This is a genomic window from Hymenobacter glaciei (genome assembly GCF_039539585.1).
GTDB classification, from domain to species: Bacteria; Bacteroidota; Bacteroidia; order Cytophagales; family Hymenobacteraceae; genus Hymenobacter; species Hymenobacter glaciei.
Window position 1 is genome coordinate 403,265 of record NZ_BAABDK010000010.1, and the last position, 21,490, is coordinate 424,754.

Below are 21,490 nucleotides of genomic sequence, written 5' to 3' on the forward strand. Positions count from 1 at the left end.
ATTTTCTGCTGTTTATGAAATCCTTCCTTTCTGCAATCTGCACAGCCGCCGTGTTGGGCGGTGTTCTTGTCCCGGTAGCCGTTCAGGCGCAGGTGCCGGTGTCGGTATCGCCTAAAAGCTTGCGGCAGCTCGAAGCCGCTGCCGACTCGGCCTACCAGGCCAAAGGCTACGTGTTTGCGGCCGAGCGCTACGAAATGCTGGGCCAGCGGGCGCGCTTTGCTACCGGCCGGGGCAACGCCCACTACAACTCGGCCTGCTGCCGGGCCCTGGTCGGCCAAACCGACCTTGCCCTGCGCGAGCTGGAAGCGGCGGTGAAAGCCGGCTACCGCGACGCCAGCCAGATTCAATCCGATACGGACCTGGCCAGCCTGCGCGCCACCCCGCGCTACCAGCAGCTGCTGCGCCGGCTGGCAGCCCACCCCGAAACCGTGCCCACCGACCCCGAAAAAGCCCTGCTTGTGACGGCCGACATCGACCGGTTCTGGCGGGCCTACGACCATGCCCAACGGCAGCCCGACCGCGCTGTGGCCATCTACGACCAGGAATATTTCGACAAGGGCTCGGTGGGCTTGCAGGACTACTACGAGCTGAAAATCAAGGACACGAAACTGTTCGTGCAGAACCAAGAAGCCAAGAAGGACTTCTACCGCAGCATCCGGCCCAACACGCAGCGCGTGGCGGCCATGACGGCGCAAATCCGGGCCGGGTTCCGTAAAATGAAGGAGCTATACCCAGCGGCTGAGTTTCCGCCGGTGTACTTCGTAATTGGCCGCTTCAATTCCGGCGGCACGGCCTCGCAGCACGGCATGCTCATCGGCACCGACCAAATGAGCGGGGCGCCCGACACGCCCCGCGGCGAGCTTAGCCTGTGGGAGCGCAACACGCTGGGCCCCATCGAAACGTTGCCCGACATTGTGGCCCACGAGCAGGTCCACTACCTCCAGAAAAAGGGTGGGCCCTCCACATTGCTGCGCGGCGCCATCAACGAAGGCATGGCCGATTTTCTGGCGGAGCTTACCACCGGCTGCCGGCCCACTTCGCGCTATTACACCTACGGCGATGCCCACGAAAAGCAAGTGTGGGCCGATTTCACAAAGGAGATGGACGGCACCAACTGGAACAACTGGATTGCCAACGGAGGCACCCAGGAAACCGAAGAGAAGCCCGGCGACCTCGGCTATTACGTGGGCTACCGCATCTGCCAGGCTTATTACGAAGAGCAGACTGATAAAAAGCAGGCCGTGCACGACATTCTAAATATCAGCGACTACCCCGCCTTTCTGGCTGCGAGCCGCTACGAGGCGAAGCTGGCTACCCGGTAGCGGGAAGTTGCCTGCGGATTCGGAACACCAGGAACCAGCCTGTCATGCAGAGCGCAGCGAAGCATCTCGCCCGCGCAACGCAATCCACTTGATGGGATTAGTGGTTGCGGGCGAGATGCTTCGCTGCGCTCTGCATGACGTTCCATTTAACAATAGTGCCTTATGCCTCTACCGGCAGTTGGCGCTGGAAGTGCAGCTGCAAAATGCTGTCGATTTTCTCCTTGGTGAGCGGCTTGCTCACCAGGCCGGCGATGTTGAGCTCTTCGAGGCGGCTCAGGTCGCGGGCGTCCATGGTGGTGGTGAGCATGATGATGACCGTGGCCCGGCGCTCGGGCTGCGGAAGCTGCCGGTAGGCCTCCAGAAACTCGATGCCGCCCATGCCGGGCATGTTCACATCGAGCAGGATGAGGGCAGGCTGGTCGGTGCCGGCGGCATTTTCGATGAGGTCCAGCGCCCGGGCTCCGTCCTCAGCGGTAAGTAGGCGGTCGGTTACGTTGAGCTGCTGAAACAGCAACTCGTTCAAAAAATTGTTGGTCGTGTCGTCGTCGACCAGCAGCACGCTGGAGAGCTTTTCCATAGCAAATTGGGGAAAAAACCCGCTTAAGCGGGCAGCGTTACGGTAAATGTAGTACCCGTATCGGGCTGGCTGCTCACAACAATGGTGCCGCCAGCGTTTTCAACGAGGCGCTTCACCATGAAAAGGCCCACCCCCGAGCCTTCGACGTGGGTGTGCAGCCGGCGAAACATGCCGAAGAGCTGGCCCTGCTGCGCTTCGCTCAGCCCTAAGCCGTTGTCCTGCACTTCGAGCACCACGCTTTGGGCAGTGCACTGAGCACGCAGCTGCACCTCGGCCGCTCGGCCGGGAGCGCGGTATTTTACGGCGTTGCTGAGCAGGTTGTACACCACCGAGCGCAGGGTTTTGGGGGCCACGCGCACGGTTTCGCAGCCGGCTACGCCAATGGTGAGCCGGGCCGACGCGGCTTCAATAAGCGGGGCCAAATCCAGCTGCACGTTCCGGATGAGGGCCGCCAAATCCACGGTTTCAGCGGCTTCGGCCTGCTGCAGCTGCGCAATGTCGGTGAGGTGGCCAATGGTTTGCTGGAAGCGCGTCACCGAACCCTGCATCAGGTCGAGCAGGCGGGATATCATGCCCTGCTCCAATACGGCGGCGGGTAGGTCGTGGCGCAGCGCCATCAGCAGGCCTTCGATGTTAGAAATAGGCGCTTTCAGGTCGTGGGAGGCCGTGTACACGAACGTGTCCAGGTCGGAGTTGGTGCGCGAGAGGCGCTGGTTGGCATCGTGCAGCTCGGTGTTGGCGGCCTGCACCTGCTGGCGGGCCAGCACCTGGTCGGTTACCTCTACGCCCATGGCCATGAGCCCGGTGGTGCGCTGCTGGTCGTCGAAAAGGGGCTGAAATGCGAAGTTGACGTAGCCCTGCCGCCGCTCGTCGGTGCCGGGTTGGGGCAACAGCACCGGGGCTTCGGTTACCGCGTGCGGCTGGCCGGTACGCAGCACATTGGCCAAAATCTCTTCGAAGCCCTGGCCCGCGGTTTCCGGCAAAGCCTCGAAATACGGCCGGCCCACTACCTGCGCTGCCGGCCGGCCCCATATTCTGGCAACGGCCGCGTTGGCCAGCTCCACAATGTGCTGGGGGCCGCGCAGAATGGTAATGGGTACCGGGGCCTGGGCGAATACCCGCTGGAGCTCGGCCTGCTGGGCATCGCGCTGCTGACGGGCCAGTACCTGCTCCGTTGCTTCGAAGGCAAAGACAGAGATGCCGGCCACTTGCCCGTTCTGGCGGTAGGCCTGGTATACGAAGGTGAAATAGGCGAGCCGGGGCGGCTGGTCGGCCACGGCGGGCACGGTAAAAGGCAGTTCCACGCCAAAATACGTTTCGCCGGTCTGGTACACCTGGTTTAGCAGGGCAATGAAGCCTTGTTCTTCCAGTTCGGGCAGGGCAACGGCCAGGTTCATGCCCACCAGCTCCCGACCTGCAAAAAGCCGTTGGTAAGCGGCATTAACGTACTCAATGCGGTGGGCGGGGGCCCGCAGAAACTGAATGAGCGCGGGGGCCTGGTCAAAAATATCGTAGAAACCTTCCCGCTCCTGCAGCTGCTGGCGGGCGCGGGCGAGTAGCTCGGCCTGCAGCGCCTCGGTGTGGCGGCGGGCCAGTACCTGTTCGGTTACGTCGTACACCAGGGCTGCCACGCCCACGATGCGGCCCTGCTCGCGGTAAGCCTGGTAGGTGAACGTGACGTAGCGCGGGCTGCCGGGCTGCAGCTCGACCAGCGGCATTTCCGTTACTATCTCGCTTTCGCCCGTCAGGAAAACCCGGTCCAGCAGCTTCACCAGCCCCGCCAGCTTCACGCGCGGGTACACTTCGGCAATGGTGTGGCCCTGCAGCGGGCCGGCCCACTGCTCGGGCGGAAACAACTCGGCAAACGCCGGGTTGAAATAGTCGATGCGGTGGTCGGGTTCGCGCAGCAGCACAATGGCGGCCGGGGTTTGCTCAAATATCTGGAACAGGTCCTGCCGGGCCTGGGCCTGGCGCTTGAGCACGCTCATCATGGCCGTTTGCAGGGTTTCGGCCTGCTTGCGGGCCCGCACCTTCTCCGTCACGTCCAGAATAAAGGCCAGGATGCCCTGCGGCTGCTGCTGGCCATCCAGCAGGGGCTGATAGATAAAATCAACGTAGCGCTGTTCGGCCTGCCCGGTCGCATCATTGTCCAGCATAATCAGCGTTTCGGTGCCGATGAAGGGCTGGCCGGTGGCGTATACCTGGTCGAGTAGCGCAATAAAGCCCTGCTCCACCACTTCCGGAAGGGCCTCGGCCGCGGTTTGGCCTTGTTGGGCGCGGCCTGCCGCAAATGCCTGGTAGCTGTCGTTGAAAAAAGCAAAGCGGTGCTCCGGGCCTACGAGCGTGGCAATAGCGGCCGGCACCTGCCCCAGAATCTGGCTCAGCATGGCTTGCTGCAGGCGGGCCTGCTCGCGCTGGTGTTCGGCTTCGTGCAGGGCCGCGCGGGCTTCGGCCGAGCGGGCCGTCACGCGCATCTCTAGTTCCTCGTTCAGCTGCTGCACTTGCTGGCGCGCCAGTACCTGGTCGGTTACTTTCACCGCCGAGGCAATGATGCCCGTGATGCGGCCCTGCCCGTCGCGCAACGGCTGGTACACAATATTAAAGTAGCCTTCGGCCAGCAGCCCGGTGTCGTGGCGGCTCACCCGTACCAACTGCTCCTGCAAACGGAAGGGCTGGCCGGTATCGTACACCTCGGCAAAAATGGCCTCAAAGCCCTGCCCGGCCAGGTCGGGCAGCGCCTTAAAGTGCGGTCGGTTGAGCAGCGGGCCCACTGGCCGGCCCCAGATTTCTTCCATCCGGGGGTTGGCAAAAGTTACGATGTGGGCAGGGCCCATGAGAATGGCAATGGCCACCGGAGCTTGCTCCAGAACGTTTGACACTGTGTCTTGCCGCGCCCTGGCCTCGGCGCGCGCGGCCTGCTCGCGGGCCTGGCTTTCGCGCAGAGCTGTTTCCACGCCGGTGCGTACATAGGTTTCCGCGTCCAGAAAACTCACAACCAACCGCTCTCCGTGCCGCCGGGCGGCTATGTGGAGGTAGTTGTCGAACCCGTCGGCCTGGTAGTGAAGGTCGTATTGCCCCGCTTTGCCCGTCTCGAACACGCGTCGGTAAAAATCGAAGGTTCCGTTGGCGAACGTGTCGGGAAAGCGCGAACGGATGGTGCCGCCCGGCTGCTCGGCCAGGCCCGTCAGCTGCTGCGCTACCGGGTTGAGGTAATCCACGGAAAAGTCGACCAACTCGCTGCCCTCGGCCGCATAGATGGGGCGGAGCAGGTTGATGCCCGAGAGCGAAACGTCGAGCACGGCGTGCAGCAGGTCGTCGGTGGGCAGAGCCGAAGCCACAGAGTCAGGCATAACAAAAGAGAGTAAGACGCCCGAAGTTACGCACCACGGTGTCGTGGCCAGTATCAGCAACCTGAACCGTAGCCAGACATGCAGCAAACACGAAACGTGCGACCCGCAACGCCTTTTTTAGCCGCCACTCGCCAACGTGTGCGGTGCTCAGAGCGTTGCGAAAAAGCCAACGGCAGGCTGCGCGCGCCGTTACTTCACCACCGTCAGCTGCTGGGCTAGTTTCACGGCTTCGTACAGGTTCACGATGCCGCCGGTGCGCGAAAGCGTGGCGAAATCAACCATTTTCTTGCTGCCCGGCTGCTGCACCTGCGTGTGATAGGGCACCGCGGATTGCATAATAATCTGCTTGAGCTGCGCGGCCGTTAGCTGCGGGAAGTAGGCCTTGAGCACCGCTGCTTCGCCCGCCACCACCGGCGCAGCCATGCTCGTGCCGCTGAAGGTGGCGTAGGTGTTGCCGGGCGTAGACGAATAAATGGCCACGCCGGGGGCGAACACGTCCACCGTTTTGCGGCCGTAGTTCGAGAAGCTGGCGGCCAGCTCCGGCGTGTTCTGGCGGCTGCTGGCGCCCACCGTCAGCAGGTTCGGGATGTCTTCGCCGCCCAGGTATTGCGTGGAAGGGAAGTGCGTGGTCTGGTCGGTGTTGTCGCCGCTGTTGCCGGCGGCGTGCACCAGCAGCACGCCCTTCTGGGCGGCGTAGCGCATAGCGGCATCCACCACCGTTTTTTCGGGCGAAAAGTCTTTGCCAAAGCTCATGCTGATAATCTGGGCCCCATTATCCACCGCGTAGCGGATAGAATTGGCCACGTCCTTGTCGCGCTCGTCGCCGCTGGGCGTCGAGCGCACACTCATGATGCGCACGGCATCGGCTACGCCGTCGGCCCCGCGCCCGTTGCCGCGCACCCCGCCAATAATGCCCGCGCAGTGGGTGCCGTGGCCGGCGTCGGGGCCCTGGGTGTCGGGGTTGCCGTAGCGGGTTTCGGTGAGGTCGTCGACGTGGTCGCCCACCAGGGCGCGCGGGTTGTAATCGGGGTTGAGGCTCATCTCGAGGCGCTTGCGCGAGCGGCCCACAGCTTCGTTCAGGCTCTGGCTGGCTTCTTCGGCGCTGGCCAGGCCGGCGCGGCGCAAGTACGCGTGGGTGGCGCCGGCCTCGGGCAGGTCGGCCCGGCCGGCGGCGCGGCGGAGCGTGGCCGAGTCGAGCGTGGTCGTGCCCAAGGCCTGTTTCAAGCGCTCGAACACGGCCGCGTTCTGGGTTTGGGCGTCGGTCATGCGGGCGTAGCGGGTTTGCTCGGCCTGCTTGTCCTTCTCATACGACGCCTTGGCCCGCTGGTACAGGTCATAGGTTTCGCGCTCGGCCGCTGGCAACTGCTTGCGGGTCTTGCCTTCGAACTGGGCCCGGTAGCGGGCGTAGATGCGGGTTTGCTCCAGGGTTTCGACGGCGATGTTGCGGCCGTCGGTGCCGCCCAGAAAGCTCCAGCCGCGCGCGTCGTCGGCGTAGCCGTTGTGGTCGTCGTCGAGTTGGTTGCCGGCGGTTTCGCGCAGGTTGCGCCAGAAAATCGGCTTCAAGTCCTCGTGGGTCGAGTCGATGCCCGAGTCAATGACGGCTACCAGCACGGGCGTGGCGGTGCGGCCCGCCAGCAGCTCGCGGTACGCCCGGTCGGCGCTGATGCCGGGCACGCCGTCGAGCTTGAAATCGAGGAGTTGCCAGCGGCGAATTTGCTCAGGCGTGAGTGGGTCCTGGGCGCGGGCGGCCAGCGAAGCGAGGGATAACAGGCCGAGCATGGCCAGGCGGGAGAAGGAGAGCTGCATATGCAAGCAGAAAAAAGCTGCCGAAGGCCGGTAAGCTTGGTAGCGAAGATAAAGCCAGTTGCGAAGCTATTCACGCTTTAGCAACGCCTAAGGAACCGAGGTGTAAGTAAAGGTTACAGGCACTTAATGAATTTAGCGACCAGTATTGTGCATTGATTCATGGAGCTGTCAATTTATCTCTTGCCAAGTTGGGCGCTTACTTGTGCCGCTTGTCACTTCTTGAATTAGTTTATAAGCATGCTGATTAATTGGGTCTTCTGGTGCTAAGTTGACGGCTTGTTGAATGAACTCTAACGCAGCATGGTCTTTCCCTGCCACAAGTAAGTTCACGGCGTGGTTACATAATAGACCCGCGTCGTGTGGGGCTAAAGCCAACGCAATAGCAGAGTATTCAGCTGCAACAACGGGTTGACCAGAATCCATTGCAGCAATGGACGCTTCACGCACAACATCGGCACTGTTTGGTTGCTGGTCATAAGCTTGCACGAAGCACCTTAAAGCAGTGCTATGTTCCCCTAATCCTTGATACGCTTTCCCCAATAACCAAAGTGTCGGCCAATGGTGTGGCACGAGTTTCAGGCACTTTTGAAACTCAGTGATGGCTTGCCTGCCCTTTCGTTTAGCCCAGAAACCGGGCTTGCGTACACTTGCGCCATGCAAAATGATAACTGATTGTAACAGTTGATGGCCTTTCTCAAAATGTGCATCAAATGCTGGAATCAATTCTGCGGGTAATGAATACTCCATCTAGCGTACAAAGCAAAAAGACTGTTTAATTAGCCTACTTCAGAAGTAGGTTATAATGTATAAGCGCTGCCTGTTCATTACAAAGCTGATGGATGCCATCGACTCTTAAAGCCCCAAGAGCTCCTCAGCCGCCGCCCACGGCGTGAGTTGCCCACTGGCCACGGCTACTTGCACGCCGGGCAGCCGCTCGCGCACGGCCGGGTCGGCGTAAAACCGGGCTTCCAGGGCCTGAGCTACGCTTTGGTGCAGCCACTGCAGCTGCTGCTGCTGCCGCCGCTGCGCAAAATAGCCACTGGCCCGGGTGGCGGCCGCATAATCCTCGATGGTTTGCCACACCTCGGCGATGCCAGTACCGGCCACTGATGAGGTGAGCAGTACCGGCACCACCTGCCCCGAGGGCGGGGCCGGAAACAGGTGCAGCGCGCTCAGGTAGTCGATGCGGGCGCGGCGGGCCGCCTGCTCGTTGCCGTGGTCGGCCTTGGTGATGCACAGGGCGTCGGCCATTTCCATGATGCCGCGCTTCACCCCTTGCAGCTCGTCGCCGGCCCCGGCCAGCATCAGCAGCAGGAAAAAATCGACGAGGCCGTGCACGGTCGTTTCGGACTGGCCCACGCCCACGGTCTCCACGATGATGACGTCGTGGCCAGCTGCTTCGCACAGCAGCAGGGCTTCGCGGGTGGCGCGGGCCACGCCACCCAGGTTGCGGCCGGCCGGCGAGGGCCGAATGAAGGCCGCCGGCTGGGCCGCCAGCCACGGCATGCGCGTTTTGTCGCCCAGAATGCTGCCGCCGCCGCGCTGGCTGCTGGGGTCCACGGCCAGCACGGCCAGCTTCAGGCCCTTGGTTTCGACCAAGTGCCGGCCCAGTGCCTCAATAAACGTGCTTTTGCCCACGCCCGGCACGCCCGTGATGCCCACCCGCAGGCTGCGGCCGGTGTCAGGCAGAATTTCCTGCAGCACTTGCTGCGCCAGGGCCTGGTCGGTGGGCAGCGTGCTTTCGACCAGCGTGATGGCGCGGCCCAGCACGGTGCGGGAGCCGGCCCGGATACCGGCAGCATACTCGGCGGCAGAAAGGCGGGAAGGAGGCAAGGGACTATTCGGTTGAGCGTGGGATTGCAAAGAACGCGGGTTAGCGGCCTCGGTTGTTGTGCCTGCCTGCATCGGCCGACTTTATCCTCGTTTTGGCCGACGCAAGTTGGCGGCTTCGGCCAAGAGGCGTTCTTTTGTGTAGCGGCGCTGCCCTTGCCGGCGCTACTCATTGCTATGAAAGTTTCTGCTGTTTCCATTTCGCTGCTGGCCGCTGGACTTGCCCTGCCACTTGCCGCCCGCGCCCAGAACGAATTAAGCAACTTCTCGGCCACCGGCCGGGGCGGGGTCGTCAACACGTTTGCGCAGGACTATCAGGCAATTGGCGTTAACCCGGCCAACCTGGGGCGGCCCGGTGAGGCAGTGGTGGCCCTTACCGTGGGCGAAGCCGGGGCGGGCCTGGCCTCGCGCAGCCTCAGCAAAACGCTGCTTAAGCACATTATTTTCGATGGCAACCAGCCCATCGGGCCCGCCGAAAAAGCCCAGCTGGTGGCCGGCTTCGAGGGTGAAAATGCCCTGAACATAAACTTCGACGCCACCACCCTGGGCGTGTCCATCACCCTGCCCAGCGGCCTGGGTGGAGTGGCTTTCAGCAACCGCGTGCGCCTGAACACGCACGTGGCCCTCAACCACAACGCCGCCGATGTGCTCGTGAACGGCCAGTATGCCGCCAGCCTGCAGCCCTACTACCCCAGCGGCGGCGGGGCCGGCACGCTGCCCCCGCCGCTGGTGTCTAACTTCCTCGACGGCACTTCCATCCAGCTGGCGTTTACCAGCGAGTACAACATCGCCTACGGCGTGCGCGTGATTGACCAGCCAATGTTCAAGGCCTCGGTAGGAGCGGGCTACCGCTACATTCAGGGCCTGGGCGTGGCCGATGTGCGGGCCAGCAGCGGCAACCTGTCAGCCTATTCGGCGCTGTCGCCGCTGTTCAGCATCGACTACGGCGCGCTGGCTAGCAGCCCCCAGTTCAACGCCAAAACCGGCTCGGCGTTGCAGCCCGTAGGCCACGGCAACGGCTACGACGGGGGCCTGGCCTTCGAAATTGGCAAAGTGGTGCGGGTGGGGGCGTCGGTGACCGAACTGGGCACGATGACCTGGACCGGCAACGTGGTAACGGCCAGCGACCAAAAGCTCCAGGCAACGTCCTCGACCGGCATCCAGAGCTACGACGTGTTCAAGGAACTGGTCGACCAATTCAATACCGACCAGACCAACCTGTTCAGCTACCAAGCGGCTCAGGAGCGCACCGCCGACCTGCCGGCCAAGCTGCGTTTGGGCGTGGGCGTGCGCATCAGCAGCATCTTCGAAGCGGGCATCGACTACACCGCGCCCCTTAACAAGGTGGCCGGCAACCTCACCGCGCCCTTCATCGGCCTGGGCTTCGATGCGAAGCCGCTGGGCTGGCTCCGTGTGAGCAGCGGCGTGAGCGGCGGCGCGGGCTACGGCGCCAGCCTGCCGCTGGGCCTCACCTTCGTGTCCTCGGTGTGGGACATCGGCGTTAGCTCACGCGACGTACTGGGCTATATCAGCGAGAAGAACCCCTACTACTCGGCGGCCTTCGGTTTCCTGCGCTTCAAAATAGGCGGGGAGAAGTAGGAGGCCCGGCTGTCGATTGGCAGCTGGAAGAATTAAAATAGACCGTCATGCCGAGCGTAGCCGAGGCATCTCGCGTGGGGTGAGTAAATCCATTCATCAGGATTACTACCCCACGCGAGATGCCTCGGCTGCGCTCGACATGACGTTGTTTTCTCGACTTCCTTATCGACTACGGGTTCACCACGAACGCCGGCAGGCCTAGCTTGCTGCGGCGGCCGCCCAGCTTCAGGCCTTCGTCCACGTATTTGCAGTCCTTGCCCAGGGCATTGGGCAACTCGATGACGCCAAGGTTGGGGTTGTCTTCGCGCGCCACGTAGATGCGGCCGTCGGGCCCCAGCTGCAGGGCGCCGATTTTGCGGTTGGCCGACTTGCCCACCAGGGTTTTGGTTTTGGTTTTGAGGTCGAACTGCCAGATTTGGGTTCCGCCACCGCCCACGCCGTTGCAGGTGCCGTAGAGCTTGCTGCCATCGGGCGAAAACTCAACGCCGTAGGCCTCGGCGAAGGGGCCGAAGCTGCTGGGGTTGCTCACCTTGCCGGTGTTGCGGTCGAAATCATAGAGCTCGAAACGGTTGGTTTCGCGCCAGAGGGCCGCGGCCAGTTGCTTGCCATCGGGCGAGAACTTAAGCGCGCCAATGGCGTTGCGGCCCGGGCCGGCGTTCATGCTGCCCACGTTGCTCATCAGGGGTTTGCCGGCCACGCCATCGGCCGTGAGCAGGTAGCTCACGAAGGCGTTGGAGTTCCAGCGGTGGGCCACAATCCAGACGTCCTTGCCATTGGCGTGGCGCACGGCGGCCAGCTTCTCGGCCACCGGCTGAATGAGCAGCATGTTCACGCGGGGCAGGTCGCCGAAGCCATCGTCGCGGGTCATGTCCACAATGGAATAGCGCAGGCCCTGCGGCGTGCCCTGCGGCGCCACCGTGAAGATGTAGAAGATGTTGCCCGAGCCGGGGTCGGGCACGATGAGGGCCGACTGAGTGCTGCTGCCGCTGCCCATGAGGTGCACGCCGTTGGGCATGGCCCGGTGCTGGCGGTTCCACACGGTTTCGCCGTTGGTATAAAAGAGCAGCTCGCCTTTGCCCGTAGTAGCCACGGCGCTGCCCTCGTAGGTGCTCATCTTACCGTCGTTCAGGGGCTTGGGCGTGCCCTCGCCGAAAGTCAGGCCGGCTTGCTGGCCGAAATACCAGATATCATTGGGGCGCTGGGCACGGGCGGCTACGGTGAGTAGTAGCGGCAACAGGACAAGGAGCAGGCGTTTCATAGGGTAAGCAAAACAGGTGATGTGGCGGGTTAACGAAAAAACCGTGCCGTGCGGTGTCCAGAGACACAAGGTCATCGTCAGAGCGTCATGCTGAGCTTGCCGAAGCATCTCTACCGCGCAAGTAATCAGATTTACTATTGCGGTAGAGATGCTTCGGCAAGCTCAGCATGACGCTTTGACAACTAACCATTGACCGGCCGCGCCAGCAGCAGTGCCAGCACGCCCAGTAGCCCCAGCGGCGGCAGAAAATACAGAAACTGCAGCCCCACCGGGTTGCCGAGCGCCAGCGCAACCCCATTAAGCGGCAGCAGCAGCGGCAGCAACGCCAGCAGCAACAGCCCCTGTTCGCGCCGGGATAAATGCCGCGCAAACGCCAGCAGCGGCAGTAGCAGCACGGCATCGTAATACAGGTGGTAGGTGGTAAGCAGCGTGAGCGTGCCCGCCACCAGAAACATATACCAGCCAGCCAGCCGCTGGCCTCGCTGCCACTGGCGGGCCAGCCAGCCCAACGCGGCCAGCCACAGCGCCCCGTGCAGCCACGGGTGCCAGGCGCTGCTGCCAGGCCGCAGCCATTCCAACACGTTGCCGAGCTCCAGCCGCAGGGTCAGGCCCTGGGTGAGGGGATAGTCGGGGTCGGCGGGGTCGAAGGACTGGGCGCGTACCTGCGCCAGCAGGTGCTGGTAGGTCGGCAATAAGTCAGTAGGAAAGGCAGCCCAATGCCAGGCCAGCGCACTCAGCAGCCCTACTACGGCGGCGGCCACGACCAGTGCGCGCCATTGCTTCTGCCAAAGAAACCACGCCACGAATGGCAGCAGCAGTGTGACTTTAAAAGCAGCCAGCCCTAGCAACAGCCCCGCCACCACCGGCCGCCACCGGGGCAGCGGCGTTGCGGCATTGCCTGCGGTTACGTTGGCCTTCCAGGAGCCGCCCGCCACTGCCAGCGCCCCCACGCCCAACGCCAGCGCTGCAAACGTGGGCTGCCCCGTAAGCAGGGCCGGCACCGTGCCCTTGAGGGCCAGCGCGAATAGCAGAAACTCCCACCAGAGCACCGCCGGCGCGTTTTCAGGCCGCAACACTCGGGGCCAAAGCTTTGCCAGCAGCCCCAGGCTCAGCAGCGCCAGGGCGTACCACAGGGGCCAGGCAACCGCGTACGGCACCTGGCCGACGGACACGCCAAACAGCGCCGCCGCCCACGGCGGATACAAGAACGGCAGGTTGGGCAGGCCCGGCTGGGTGCGGCTGGCGAGGTGCTCGCGCCGGGCAATGCGCTGCCAGCCGGCTTTCAGCGTGGCGTCGTCGTAGGGGTTTTCGCCGTGGCGCAGCACATGCTGCCCCACGTAACAGGTGCGAAAATCCATGGGCCGGTCTGGCCCGGGCCGGGGCTCGCGCAGCACCCGGCTGGCGTGGAAAGCGGCAATCAGTAGCAAAAACAGCAGGAGCAGGCGCGGCACGCCGGCAAGGTAGTAGCGCGCCACGTAGCACGCAGCCTTTGCTGCGTACACGAGCGTAGCGACTATGCGGGGCCAACCCCGTCCTCGCAGTTCACTCGCTGCGCTCGTGCTACCTGGTGCGGTACGTTCGCATTACTGCGTCGCCAGTGCTGACGGCGCTGCTGGTTCGTGGTGCTGCTCGAAATACGCGTAGCCCGGCTGCAGCCCGCGCCAGTAGTCCAGGTGGGGGCTGCCGGCCCGTTTGGCCAGTTCCTCATCAGTTATCGGGAAGGGAAAGATGTGCACCGGAATGGCTGCTTGCCCCGCGGCGCGGGCCAGCACAGCCAGCAGGTACACTTCCTCGATGCCGGCGTCGGTGATGGGCATGCAGCCGATGGTTACCTCCCCGCCGTGAATAAAAATATCGCCGCCAGGGTCGGGTTCGCCGAGGGTACGCTCGGCGGCGGTGGGGTAGTTGAGGCCCAGCGAGAGGTGAAAATTACTTTTCGGGTTGAAGCGGTCGATTTCGTAGAATCCTTCCGGCACCTGGCCGTCGCCGGCCCGGCGCTTGGGCCCGAGCGTGCCCGAAGTAGCGGCCAGCGGGTAGGCATGCAGTAGCTCAAACGGCCCGCCGTTGCGGTTGCGTGCCCACACTTCCAGCTCGCGGTGGGTTTTCAGCAGGCGAAACATGATTTCGAGCCGGTCGGGGTTGAGGTAGCGGCGGCGCAGCCGGCCGGCTACCACCGGCCCGGCCGTGGCCTGCGCCGCCCGCACCCGCGGAAACCGCAGCTGCTGCCGCCAGAAAGCCGCGCTGCTATCTACGGGAGCGGGGGTGGTACAGGACTGGGCCAGCAGTGGCCCCCCGGAAAACAACAACAGCAAATAACACGGCAAACGGCGCAGCATGGGGCATCTTTTGAAACGATGGAGAATGCGCGTACAACGGTATGTGGGTAGTAATATTTTGGCTGGCCGGGGAAAGCTCCCGGGAGTTGGATGGATATGGCGGCTCTGCGAATGCGTGTCCGTTGCCTGGCGGCTGGCCCGGCCCAAAGCGGCGTGGCTCGACGGACGTTCCTGCCGGTGGCCGACAACTCCCGGGAGCTTTCCCGCTCGCGTCCAATTTTCAGCTAGCGGCCTACTATAAGCCGAGTCCGAACAAAGTATACACCTACTATACACGGCACAAAAGTCGCCCGCGCACCTCTCGTCTTGGTAAAGTCTAATTGGCTGGCTTCCCCCGCTCTTGCTTAAGCTCGAAAGCGGCCATTTGCCCGGGCAGCCCCGTGCCCGGCCGCATGGCCGCCGTGCGCCACCCTCATGCGGCCGTACCTACTGCTGCCGCTGCCGCCCGCTACCTTCGCATAGCCTATGCTTGGCCCTGCACCGCCTCGTTTCCCATGCTTTTCTCAACAACAACTTCCCGCCTCGCGCTATTCCTGCCGCTGCTGGCGCTGCTCAGCTGCTCGGGCAACCCCGGTTCCCAGCCGGTGGCCGAAGCGCCGGGCGTGCTGCCCGGCCCCATTGCCGGCACCACCCAAACCCAACTGCCCAACGGCTGGAAACTGAGCCCCGCCGGCACCGCCACCCCGCTCGGCGACCTGCCCCTGAGCCTGGAAATCAGCCCCGACGGCCGCCTGGCGGCCGTCACCAACGGCGGCTGGGGCGAAAACTCGGTGCAGCTGCTCGACGCCGCCACCGGCCGCTTGCTCGACACCCGCGTGGTACCGGCCGCCTGGGCCGGCCTTGCCTGGGCGCCCGATGGCCACACGCTCTATGCCTCGGGCGGGCAGCACAACCGCATCCACTCCTTCAAAGTTGAAGGCCAGCAGCTGCAGCCCGACAGCGCGTTTGTGCTGGGCCAGAAATGGCCAAAACAGAAAATTGGCGTGGCTGGCCTCGCCGTCGATGGCCGCCGCCAAGTGCTCTACGCCGTCACGCGCGAAGACAATTCACTTTACACCTTCGACCTGAAAACGCGCCGCATCCTGCGCACCCTCAAGCTGCCGGCCGAGGCCTACGATGCCCTGCTCAGCCCCGACGGCGCCCGGCTCTACATCAGCCTCTGGGGTGGCCACGCGGTAGCGGTGTATGACATCGAGAAGCAGCAGTTGCTGGCCAGTATTGCTGTCGAGAGCCACCCCAACGACCTCGCCATCACCCGCGACGGCCGCCGGCTGTTCGTGGCCAACGCCAACAGCAACTCGGTTTCCGTGATTGATACCCGCGCCGGCCTCGTCACCGAAACCCTAAATACGGCCCTGTATCCGGCCTCGCCCGCCGGTAGCACCCCCGACGGCCTCGCCCTGAGCGCCGACGACAGCCAGCTCTTCATTGCCAACGCCGACAACAACTGCCTGGCCGTGTTCGACGTGCGCGACCCGGCCACCAGCCGGCCGCTGGGCTTCGTGCCCACCGGCTGGTACCCCACGGCGGTGCGCGTGGTGGGCAGCCAGCTGCTGGTCGCCAATGGCAAAGGCACAACTTCCAAAGCCAACCCCAACGGCCCCAACCCGGGGCGCGACGTGGGCGAAGTCGGCAAAGGCTACATCGGCGGGTTGCTGCCGGGCTCGCTCTCGCGCCTGCCGCTGCCCGACGAAAAAGCCCTGGCGGCCTATTCGGCGCAGGTGTACGCCAACACGCCCTTCAGCAAAACCCGGGAGGCCGCGCCCGAAGTAGCGGCCGGCAACCCCGTGCCCCAGCGCGTGGGCGAGAAGTCGCCCATCAAGCACGTCTTCTACATCATCAAAGAAAACCGCACCTACGACCAGGTATTGGGCGATGTGCCGGCTGGCAATGGCGACGCCAGCCTCTGCCTGTTCCCCGAAAAGGTGACGCCCAACCACCACGCCCTCACCCGGGAGTTTGTGCTGCTCGATAATTTCTACGTCGATGCCGAGGTGAGCGCCGATGGCCACAACTGGAGCACGGCCGCCTACGCCAACGATTTTGTGGAGAAAAGCTGGCCTAGCAACTACAGCGGCCGGGGCGGCGAGTACGACTTTGAGGGCAACCGGGGCGAAGTGGCCGAACCCAAAGACGGTTTCCTGTGGGACTATTGCCGCCGTGCCGGCCGCAGCTACCGCAGCTACGGCGAGTTCGTGTACAAGGGCAAAGCCAGTCTGCCGGCCATTGAGGGCCACTTTTGCGAGCCCTACGCCGGATTCGACCTGCACGTGAAAGACGTGGACCGGGAGCGCATCTGGGAGCAGGATTTCGACCGCCTCGTGGCCGCCAACCAGCTTCCCGACCTTAGCATCCTCCGCCTGCCCAACGACCATACCTACGGGGCCCGCAAAGGCGAGCTCAACCCCCTGAGCTACGCCGCCGACAACGACCTGGCCCTGGGCCGCATGATTGAGCACCTTTCCCAAAGCCCCGTCTGGAAAGAATCGGTGGTGATGATAGTGGAAGACGACGCCCAAAACGGCCCCGACCACATCGACGCGCACCGCTCCACGGCCTACCTCGTTGGGCCCTACATCCGTCGCCACGCGGTGGTGCACACAGCCTACACCACCTCGGGCATGCTGCGCACCCTGGAGCTCATCCTCGGCCTGCCGCCCATGAGCCAGTACGACGCCGCCGCGCTGCCGCTCTGGGCCTGCTTCACCGCCAAGCCCGATTTCCGGCCCTATGCCCTGCGGCCTGCCACCACCCCGCAGGACGTGCGCAACACTGCCTACAATGGCCCCGCCCGTCGCGCCGAACGGTTTGATATGAGCCGCGAAGACGCCGCGCCCGATTTGGCCTTCAACGAGAACATCTGGCAGGCTGTGCGGGGCGAGCACAGCCGTATGCCTGCCCCACGTCGCAGCGCCGCCGTGCGCGAGGCCAAGGCCGAGCGTGAGGAGGAGGAAGGGGAGGATTGAACGAATGGAACGGAGGGTCATGCCGAGCGCAGCCGAGGCATCTCGCGTGCCACCACTACTCCTTTCTCTAGCGATTGAATTACTGCCACACGCGAGATGCCTCGGCTGCGCTCGGCATGACATTCAATGTAAAAACTAGTATACTCTCAACACATCCCATGCAGCTTAAACCGCTCTTCACCTTTCTCACCGCCCTCACCAAGCACAACGACCGCGCCTGGTTTCAGGAGCGCAAGCCGACCTACGACCAGTTGCGCAAGCAGTTTGAGGAAGACGCCGAGTTCTGGTACCAGGAGCTGCAGAAGCTCGACCCTGCGCTGGCCGGGCCGCTGGGCCGCAAAAGCATTTTCCGCATCTACCGCGACGTGCGCTTCAGCAACAACAAAGACCCGTACAAGCTGCACTTCTCGGCCTACTTCACCGCCAGCGGCAAGGACACTGAAACGCCCGGCTACTACGTGCAGGTGGGGCCCAACGGCAACACCCTCATCGGCGGCGGCTGGTACATGCCCGATAAAAACCAGCTGGCCGCCATTCGCCAGGAAATCGACTACAATGCCGCCGACCTGAAAGCCATTATCGCCGCGCCGGATTTCCAGCGCTACTTCGGGACGATGGGCGGCGACAAGCTCAAAAAGTCGCCCGCCGCCTACGACGTTACGCACCCCGAAATCGAGCTGCTCAAGCACAAAAGCTTCACCGCCAGCCACACGCTCAGCGACGCAGAAGTGCTGAGCCATGCCGACTTCCGAGCCCATGTGCCGAAGGTATTCGCCGCCATGGTACCCTTCTGCCAGTTCCTGCGCAATGCGGTGTAGGACGCAGCCTTTGCTGCGTCGGGCGCGCGAGGGATTGTTGAAGCGGCTACAGTTCGCGCTGCCGCCCGACGCAGCAAAGGCTGCGGCCTACACTACCATTTCAGCAATTCCTCTTCGTGGCCGGCACGGAAAAGCGCGCTCTGCTTTTGGCCATTGGCCTCCACGTTCACGATGTTCATCTCATCAGCAAAGGCGTCAATAAGCACGGCGTGGCGGAGCTTTATGCCTGCTATTGGCCCCGGCAGCGGCACCTTGCAGTAGAACCAGTAGCCGTCGTTCTCGGCCTGCATGCCCAGCACCTGCATGGGCAGCCGCGCCCCGGCCACGGTACTGATTTGCAGCGTGCGCTGGAAGTAGGCATCGGCCAGCACCAGCGGGCGCGGGCCCGCATCCGTCAGGTTGACGTGGGTGGGCTGGCCTTGCGAAATCGCCTTCTCAAAGTCATCCGCAAACACCTTCACCGATAGCTCCAACTGCTTTTTGGCAGCGTTGTAGCGCAGCTCCGTGAGGGTGGAGTGGTAGGCATGGCGCGCCGGCCGCGCCCCGGCCAGCGGAAACAACAGCAGCGCAGCGGCGAGGGGGGCGAGGAGGCGCATAAGGCAGGGAATAAGGGATATAGGATAGAAAACCGGGAATGGCTAAACACTAAAGCACGTCATGCTGAGCTTGTCGAAGCATCTCTGCCGCGCAACGTAACCCAACTGGCTTACAAATGCGGTAGAGATGCTTCGGACTCTGCTTAATGCGCAGAATGCTCAGCATGACGTTCTTTTACGCCTCAACAAATTCGGTGCCTAGAAGAACTTCAGCACCTGCTTGATAACGATGACATAAGCCATCAGCGCCAGAATCAGCACCGTGCCCACGCGCTGCGCGCCCTCCAGGAAAGCATCCGACGGCTTGCGGCGCAGAATCATCTCATAGAGCAGGAACACCACGTGGCCGCCGTCGAGGGCCGGAACCGGCAGTAGGTTCATGAAGGCGAGCACCATGCTAAGAATGCCGGCCAGGCCCCAGAAGTGCTGCCAGTCCCAGACGCCGCCAAACTGCTGCGCAATCTCGACCGGGCCGCCCAGGTTTTTGGCCGAAGCCTTGCCGGTGAAGATTTTACCGAAAGCCCGGGCCTGCACCCACACAATGGAAAAGGCCTTTTTGGCCCCGCGCGGCAGCGACTCGGCCAGCGAGTACGTGCGCGTGCCAATGTCCAGCGTCGACTTCCGCTCGAAGCCGATGCGGCCTTCTGCATCCACCGGGATGTTCAACGTCATCGGCTGGGCCGCACCAGTGCGCTGCACCAGTACCGGTACCGTTTTGCCTTTGTTGGCGAGCAGCACGCCCTGTAACTCATCGAAGAAATGCACGGGCTGGCCCGCTACCGTTGTAATCGCATCGCCGGCCAGCAGGCCAGCTTTTGAGGCATTACCGCCCGGGGTCACGCGGTCCACGGCGAAGGTTTCGCGCGGGCGCAGCAGCACACTGTCCTCGGTTTGGGTGCTCGACAGGTCGAGGAAGTTGGCGGGCATTTTCACGTCGGCCAGCTGGGTGCCGCGCTCTACGGTGAAGTAGGTGTTGTCGCCAAGCAGTACGTCGGGCTGGTAGATATCGTCGAAATCCTTGAAGGGGCGGCCGTTAATTTTCACCACCTTGTCGCCGGTCTGGAAGCCAATCTGGCGGGCCAGCCCGTTGGGCAGCACGCCGTACTTCACCGACGAAGCCGGCAGGAACGTTTCGCCGTAGTACGCCGTCATGGCCGCGAAAATGGTGATGCCCAGCAGCACGTTCATGATGATGCCGCCGAGCATGACCAGCAGGCGCTGCCAGGCGGGCTTGCCCCGGAATTCGTCGGGCTTTGGCGGGCCGGCCAGGGCCGAGGCGTCCTGCGTCTCGTCAATCATGCCGTGAATTTGCACGTAGCCGCCCAGTGGGAACCAGCCGATGCCGTATTCCGTCTCGCCAATCTTCTTTTTGACCAGCGCGAAGTTGGCCACGTTGGGCATCGGAAACAGGAAGTCGAAGAAGATATAGAACTTATCGACCCGGATTTTAAAAAGCTTGGCGAAGGCGAAATGGCCGAATTCGTGCAAGCCAACTAGGATGGAAAGGGCCAGCACAAGCTGGCCAATCATGGTGAGGATAGCCAAGGGAAACGAGGGAAGTTAAAGGGAAATAATAAGGTGGCAGACCGTCATGCTGAGCATTCTGCGCATTAAGCAGAGTCCGAAGCATCTCTACCGCAACAGTAAATCAAACGAATGGATTGCATTGCGCGGTAGAGATGCTTCGACTACGCTCAGCATGACGCTTCAATTACGCTACACAAGTGTTTCGGCTAATCGGCGAGTTTCCGCGTCGGTCGCCACCAGGTCGGCCAATATCGGCTCTGCAAGGTACGATACCCGCGCCAGGCATTCGGCCACCAAATCCGACATCTGGCGGAAGCCCACCTGGTCCCGCAAAAAGGCAGCCACGGCCACTTCATTGGCCGCGTTGAGCACGCACGGCGCGTTGCCGCCCCGCCGCATGGCCCCAAAAGCCAGCTCCAGGTTGGGAAATGCCACCCGGTCGGGCGCTTCGAAGGTGAGCGTGGGGTAGTCGAGAAACGAGAAGCGCGGAAACGTATTGGCCAGCCGCTGTGGGTAACCCAGCGCGTACTGAATGGGCAGCTTCATGTCGGGCAGGCCGAGCTGGGCCTTCAGCGAGCCATCGGCGAACTGCACCAGCGAGTGCACGATGCTTTGCGGGTGCACCACCACGTCAATCTGCTCGTTGGTGAGGCCGAACAGCCACTTGGCCTCAATCACTTCGAGGCCTTTGTTCATCAGCGAGGCCGAGTCGATGGTGATTTTGGCGCCCATGTCCCAGTTGGGGTGCTTCAGGGCCTGGGCTTTGGTTACGGCTTCCATCTGCTGGGCCGAGCGGCCGCGGAAAGGGCCACCCGAAGCCGTGAGGATGATTTTTTCAATCGGGTTCTGCTCCTCGCCTACCAGGCACTGGAAAATAGCCGAGTGCTCGGAGTCGACGGGTAGCAGCCGGACGTTGTGCTGCTTGATGAGGCCGGTGATGAGCTCGCCGGCCACTACCAGGGTTTCCTTGTTGGCCAGGGCAATGTCTTTGCCCGCCCGGATGGCGGCCACCGTGGGCAGCAGCCCGGCGTAGCCTACTAGCGCCGTAAGTACGATGTCGATTTCGGGCCGCATTACCACTTCGGCCAGCGCGGCGGTGCCGGCCAACACCTGGGTTTCGGGCTGGTCGGCCAGGGCCGCTTTCAGGTTTTGATACAGGCTGTCGTCGCCAATAACCACCACGGCGGGCCGAAACTCGCGGGCCTGTTGCGCCAGCAGCTCCCACTGCCGCTGGGCGCTCAGCACGGCCACCCGAAAGCGGCCGGGCTGCTGCCGCACCACTTCCAGGGCCTGGGTGCCAATGGAGCCCGTGGCGCCGAGCAGCGCCAGGGTCTTTACCTTCTTTTCTTCAAGCATAATGCGACTAACACGGAAACGGCGCAAAAGTACGCCGGCCCCGGGCTCACTGGTTTGCACCCGGGCCGCTTAGCCGGTTGTCGTCCCGACACAGGAGAAATCCGAGGAAAGCCCGCGGACGGTTATTCTTCTGCCTGCGTGGGAAAGAC

Annotated in this window: 15 protein-coding genes; 4 read left to right on the forward strand and 11 right to left on the reverse strand. The window is 63.1% G+C overall.

Features of this window, described 5'->3' with window-relative positions; genetic code table 11:
• Positions 1 to 14: 14 nt before the first annotated feature.
• A complete protein-coding gene (locus ABD837_RS06525) occupies positions 15 to 1,322 on the forward strand; it encodes a gliding motility protein GldB-related protein (protein ID WP_345051825.1) in 1,308 nt (435 codons plus the stop codon).
• 160 nt (positions 1,323 to 1,482) lie between these two features.
• Here ABD837_RS06525 and ABD837_RS06530 read toward each other — a convergent pair whose 3' ends face one another.
• The 5 genes from ABD837_RS06530 to meaB all read right to left on the reverse strand — a co-directional run bounded on the left by ABD837_RS06530 (position 1,483) and on the right by meaB (position 8,888).
• On the reverse strand, positions 1,483 to 1,899 hold the full coding sequence (locus tag ABD837_RS06530) for a response regulator (protein WP_345051828.1): 417 nt from the start codon (positions 1,897 to 1,899) through the stop codon (positions 1,483 to 1,485).
• 23 nt (positions 1,900 to 1,922) lie between these two features.
• Positions 1,923 to 5,249 carry a PAS domain-containing sensor histidine kinase gene (locus ABD837_RS06535; RefSeq protein WP_345051831.1) on the reverse strand — a complete coding sequence of 1,109 codons (3,327 nt, stop codon included), beginning with the start codon at positions 5,247 to 5,249 and terminating at the stop codon, positions 1,923 to 1,925.
• Positions 5,250 to 5,438: 189 nt separating this feature from the next.
• Complete coding sequence (locus ABD837_RS06540; protein ID WP_345051834.1) at positions 5,439 to 7,055, reverse strand: S8 family peptidase; 1,617 nt, start codon at positions 7,053 to 7,055, stop codon at positions 5,439 to 5,441.
• A gap of 168 nt (positions 7,056 to 7,223) precedes the next feature.
• Entirely contained in the window at positions 7,224 to 7,802 is a 579-nt protein-coding gene (locus ABD837_RS06545) for a tetratricopeptide repeat protein (RefSeq protein WP_345051837.1), read from the reverse strand.
• A 105-nt stretch (positions 7,803 to 7,907) separates the two neighbouring features.
• A complete protein-coding gene (gene meaB / locus ABD837_RS06550; RefSeq protein WP_345051839.1) occupies positions 7,908 to 8,888 on the reverse strand; it encodes a methylmalonyl Co-A mutase-associated GTPase MeaB in 981 nt (326 codons plus the stop codon).
• A 174-nt stretch (positions 8,889 to 9,062) separates the two neighbouring features.
• Between meaB and ABD837_RS06555 the strand changes: the two genes are divergently transcribed.
• A complete protein-coding gene (locus ABD837_RS06555; protein WP_345051842.1) occupies positions 9,063 to 10,484 on the forward strand; it encodes a DUF5723 family protein in 1,422 nt (473 codons plus the stop codon).
• A 169-nt stretch (positions 10,485 to 10,653) separates the two neighbouring features.
• On the opposite strand, the gene ABD837_RS06560 is transcribed toward ABD837_RS06555, so the two are convergent.
• The 3 genes from ABD837_RS06560 to ABD837_RS06570 all read right to left on the reverse strand — a co-directional run bounded on the left by ABD837_RS06560 (position 10,654) and on the right by ABD837_RS06570 (position 14,054).
• Positions 10,654 to 11,742, reverse strand: a complete 1,089-nt coding sequence (locus ABD837_RS06560) for a WD40 repeat domain-containing protein (protein ID WP_345051844.1) — start codon at positions 11,740 to 11,742, stop codon at positions 10,654 to 10,656.
• Positions 11,743 to 11,924: 182 nt separating this feature from the next.
• On the reverse strand, positions 11,925 to 13,244 hold the full coding sequence (locus ABD837_RS06565; RefSeq protein WP_345051847.1) for a glycosyltransferase family 87 protein: 1,320 nt from the start codon (positions 13,242 to 13,244) through the stop codon (positions 11,925 to 11,927).
• A gap of 81 nt (positions 13,245 to 13,325) precedes the next feature.
• Positions 13,326 to 14,054, reverse strand: a complete 729-nt coding sequence (locus ABD837_RS06570; RefSeq protein ID WP_345051849.1) for a L,D-transpeptidase family protein — start codon at positions 14,052 to 14,054, stop codon at positions 13,326 to 13,328.
• A 518-nt stretch (positions 14,055 to 14,572) separates the two neighbouring features.
• On the opposite strand from ABD837_RS06570, the gene ABD837_RS06575 reads away from it, so the two are divergent.
• Both ABD837_RS06575 and ABD837_RS06580 read left to right on the forward strand, forming a co-directional pair.
• Positions 14,573 to 17,044, forward strand: coding sequence for a beta-propeller fold lactonase family protein (locus ABD837_RS06575; RefSeq protein WP_345051851.1), 2,472 nt, complete (start codon positions 14,573 to 14,575; stop codon positions 17,042 to 17,044).
• A gap of 158 nt (positions 17,045 to 17,202) precedes the next feature.
• Positions 17,203 to 17,862 (forward strand): DUF2461 domain-containing protein, encoded by a 660-nt coding sequence (locus ABD837_RS06580; protein ID WP_345051852.1) that lies wholly within the window; start codon positions 17,203 to 17,205, stop codon positions 17,860 to 17,862.
• Positions 17,863 to 17,954: 92 nt separating this feature from the next.
• Here ABD837_RS06580 and ABD837_RS06585 read toward each other — a convergent pair whose 3' ends face one another.
• From ABD837_RS06585 to ABD837_RS06595, 3 genes are all read right to left on the reverse strand, one after another.
• Positions 17,955 to 18,458: a DUF6702 family protein gene (locus ABD837_RS06585; RefSeq protein ID WP_345051855.1), complete on the reverse strand. Its 504-nt coding sequence runs from the start codon at positions 18,456 to 18,458 to the stop codon at positions 17,955 to 17,957.
• A gap of 198 nt (positions 18,459 to 18,656) precedes the next feature.
• Positions 18,657 to 20,003 carry an RIP metalloprotease RseP gene (gene rseP / locus ABD837_RS06590; RefSeq protein ID WP_345051858.1) on the reverse strand — a complete coding sequence of 449 codons (1,347 nt, stop codon included), beginning with the start codon at positions 20,001 to 20,003 and terminating at the stop codon, positions 18,657 to 18,659.
• A gap of 171 nt (positions 20,004 to 20,174) precedes the next feature.
• On the reverse strand, positions 20,175 to 21,341 hold the full coding sequence (locus ABD837_RS06595) for a 1-deoxy-D-xylulose-5-phosphate reductoisomerase (protein ID WP_345051860.1): 1,167 nt from the start codon (positions 21,339 to 21,341) through the stop codon (positions 20,175 to 20,177).
• Positions 21,342 to 21,490 lie beyond the last annotated feature (149 nt).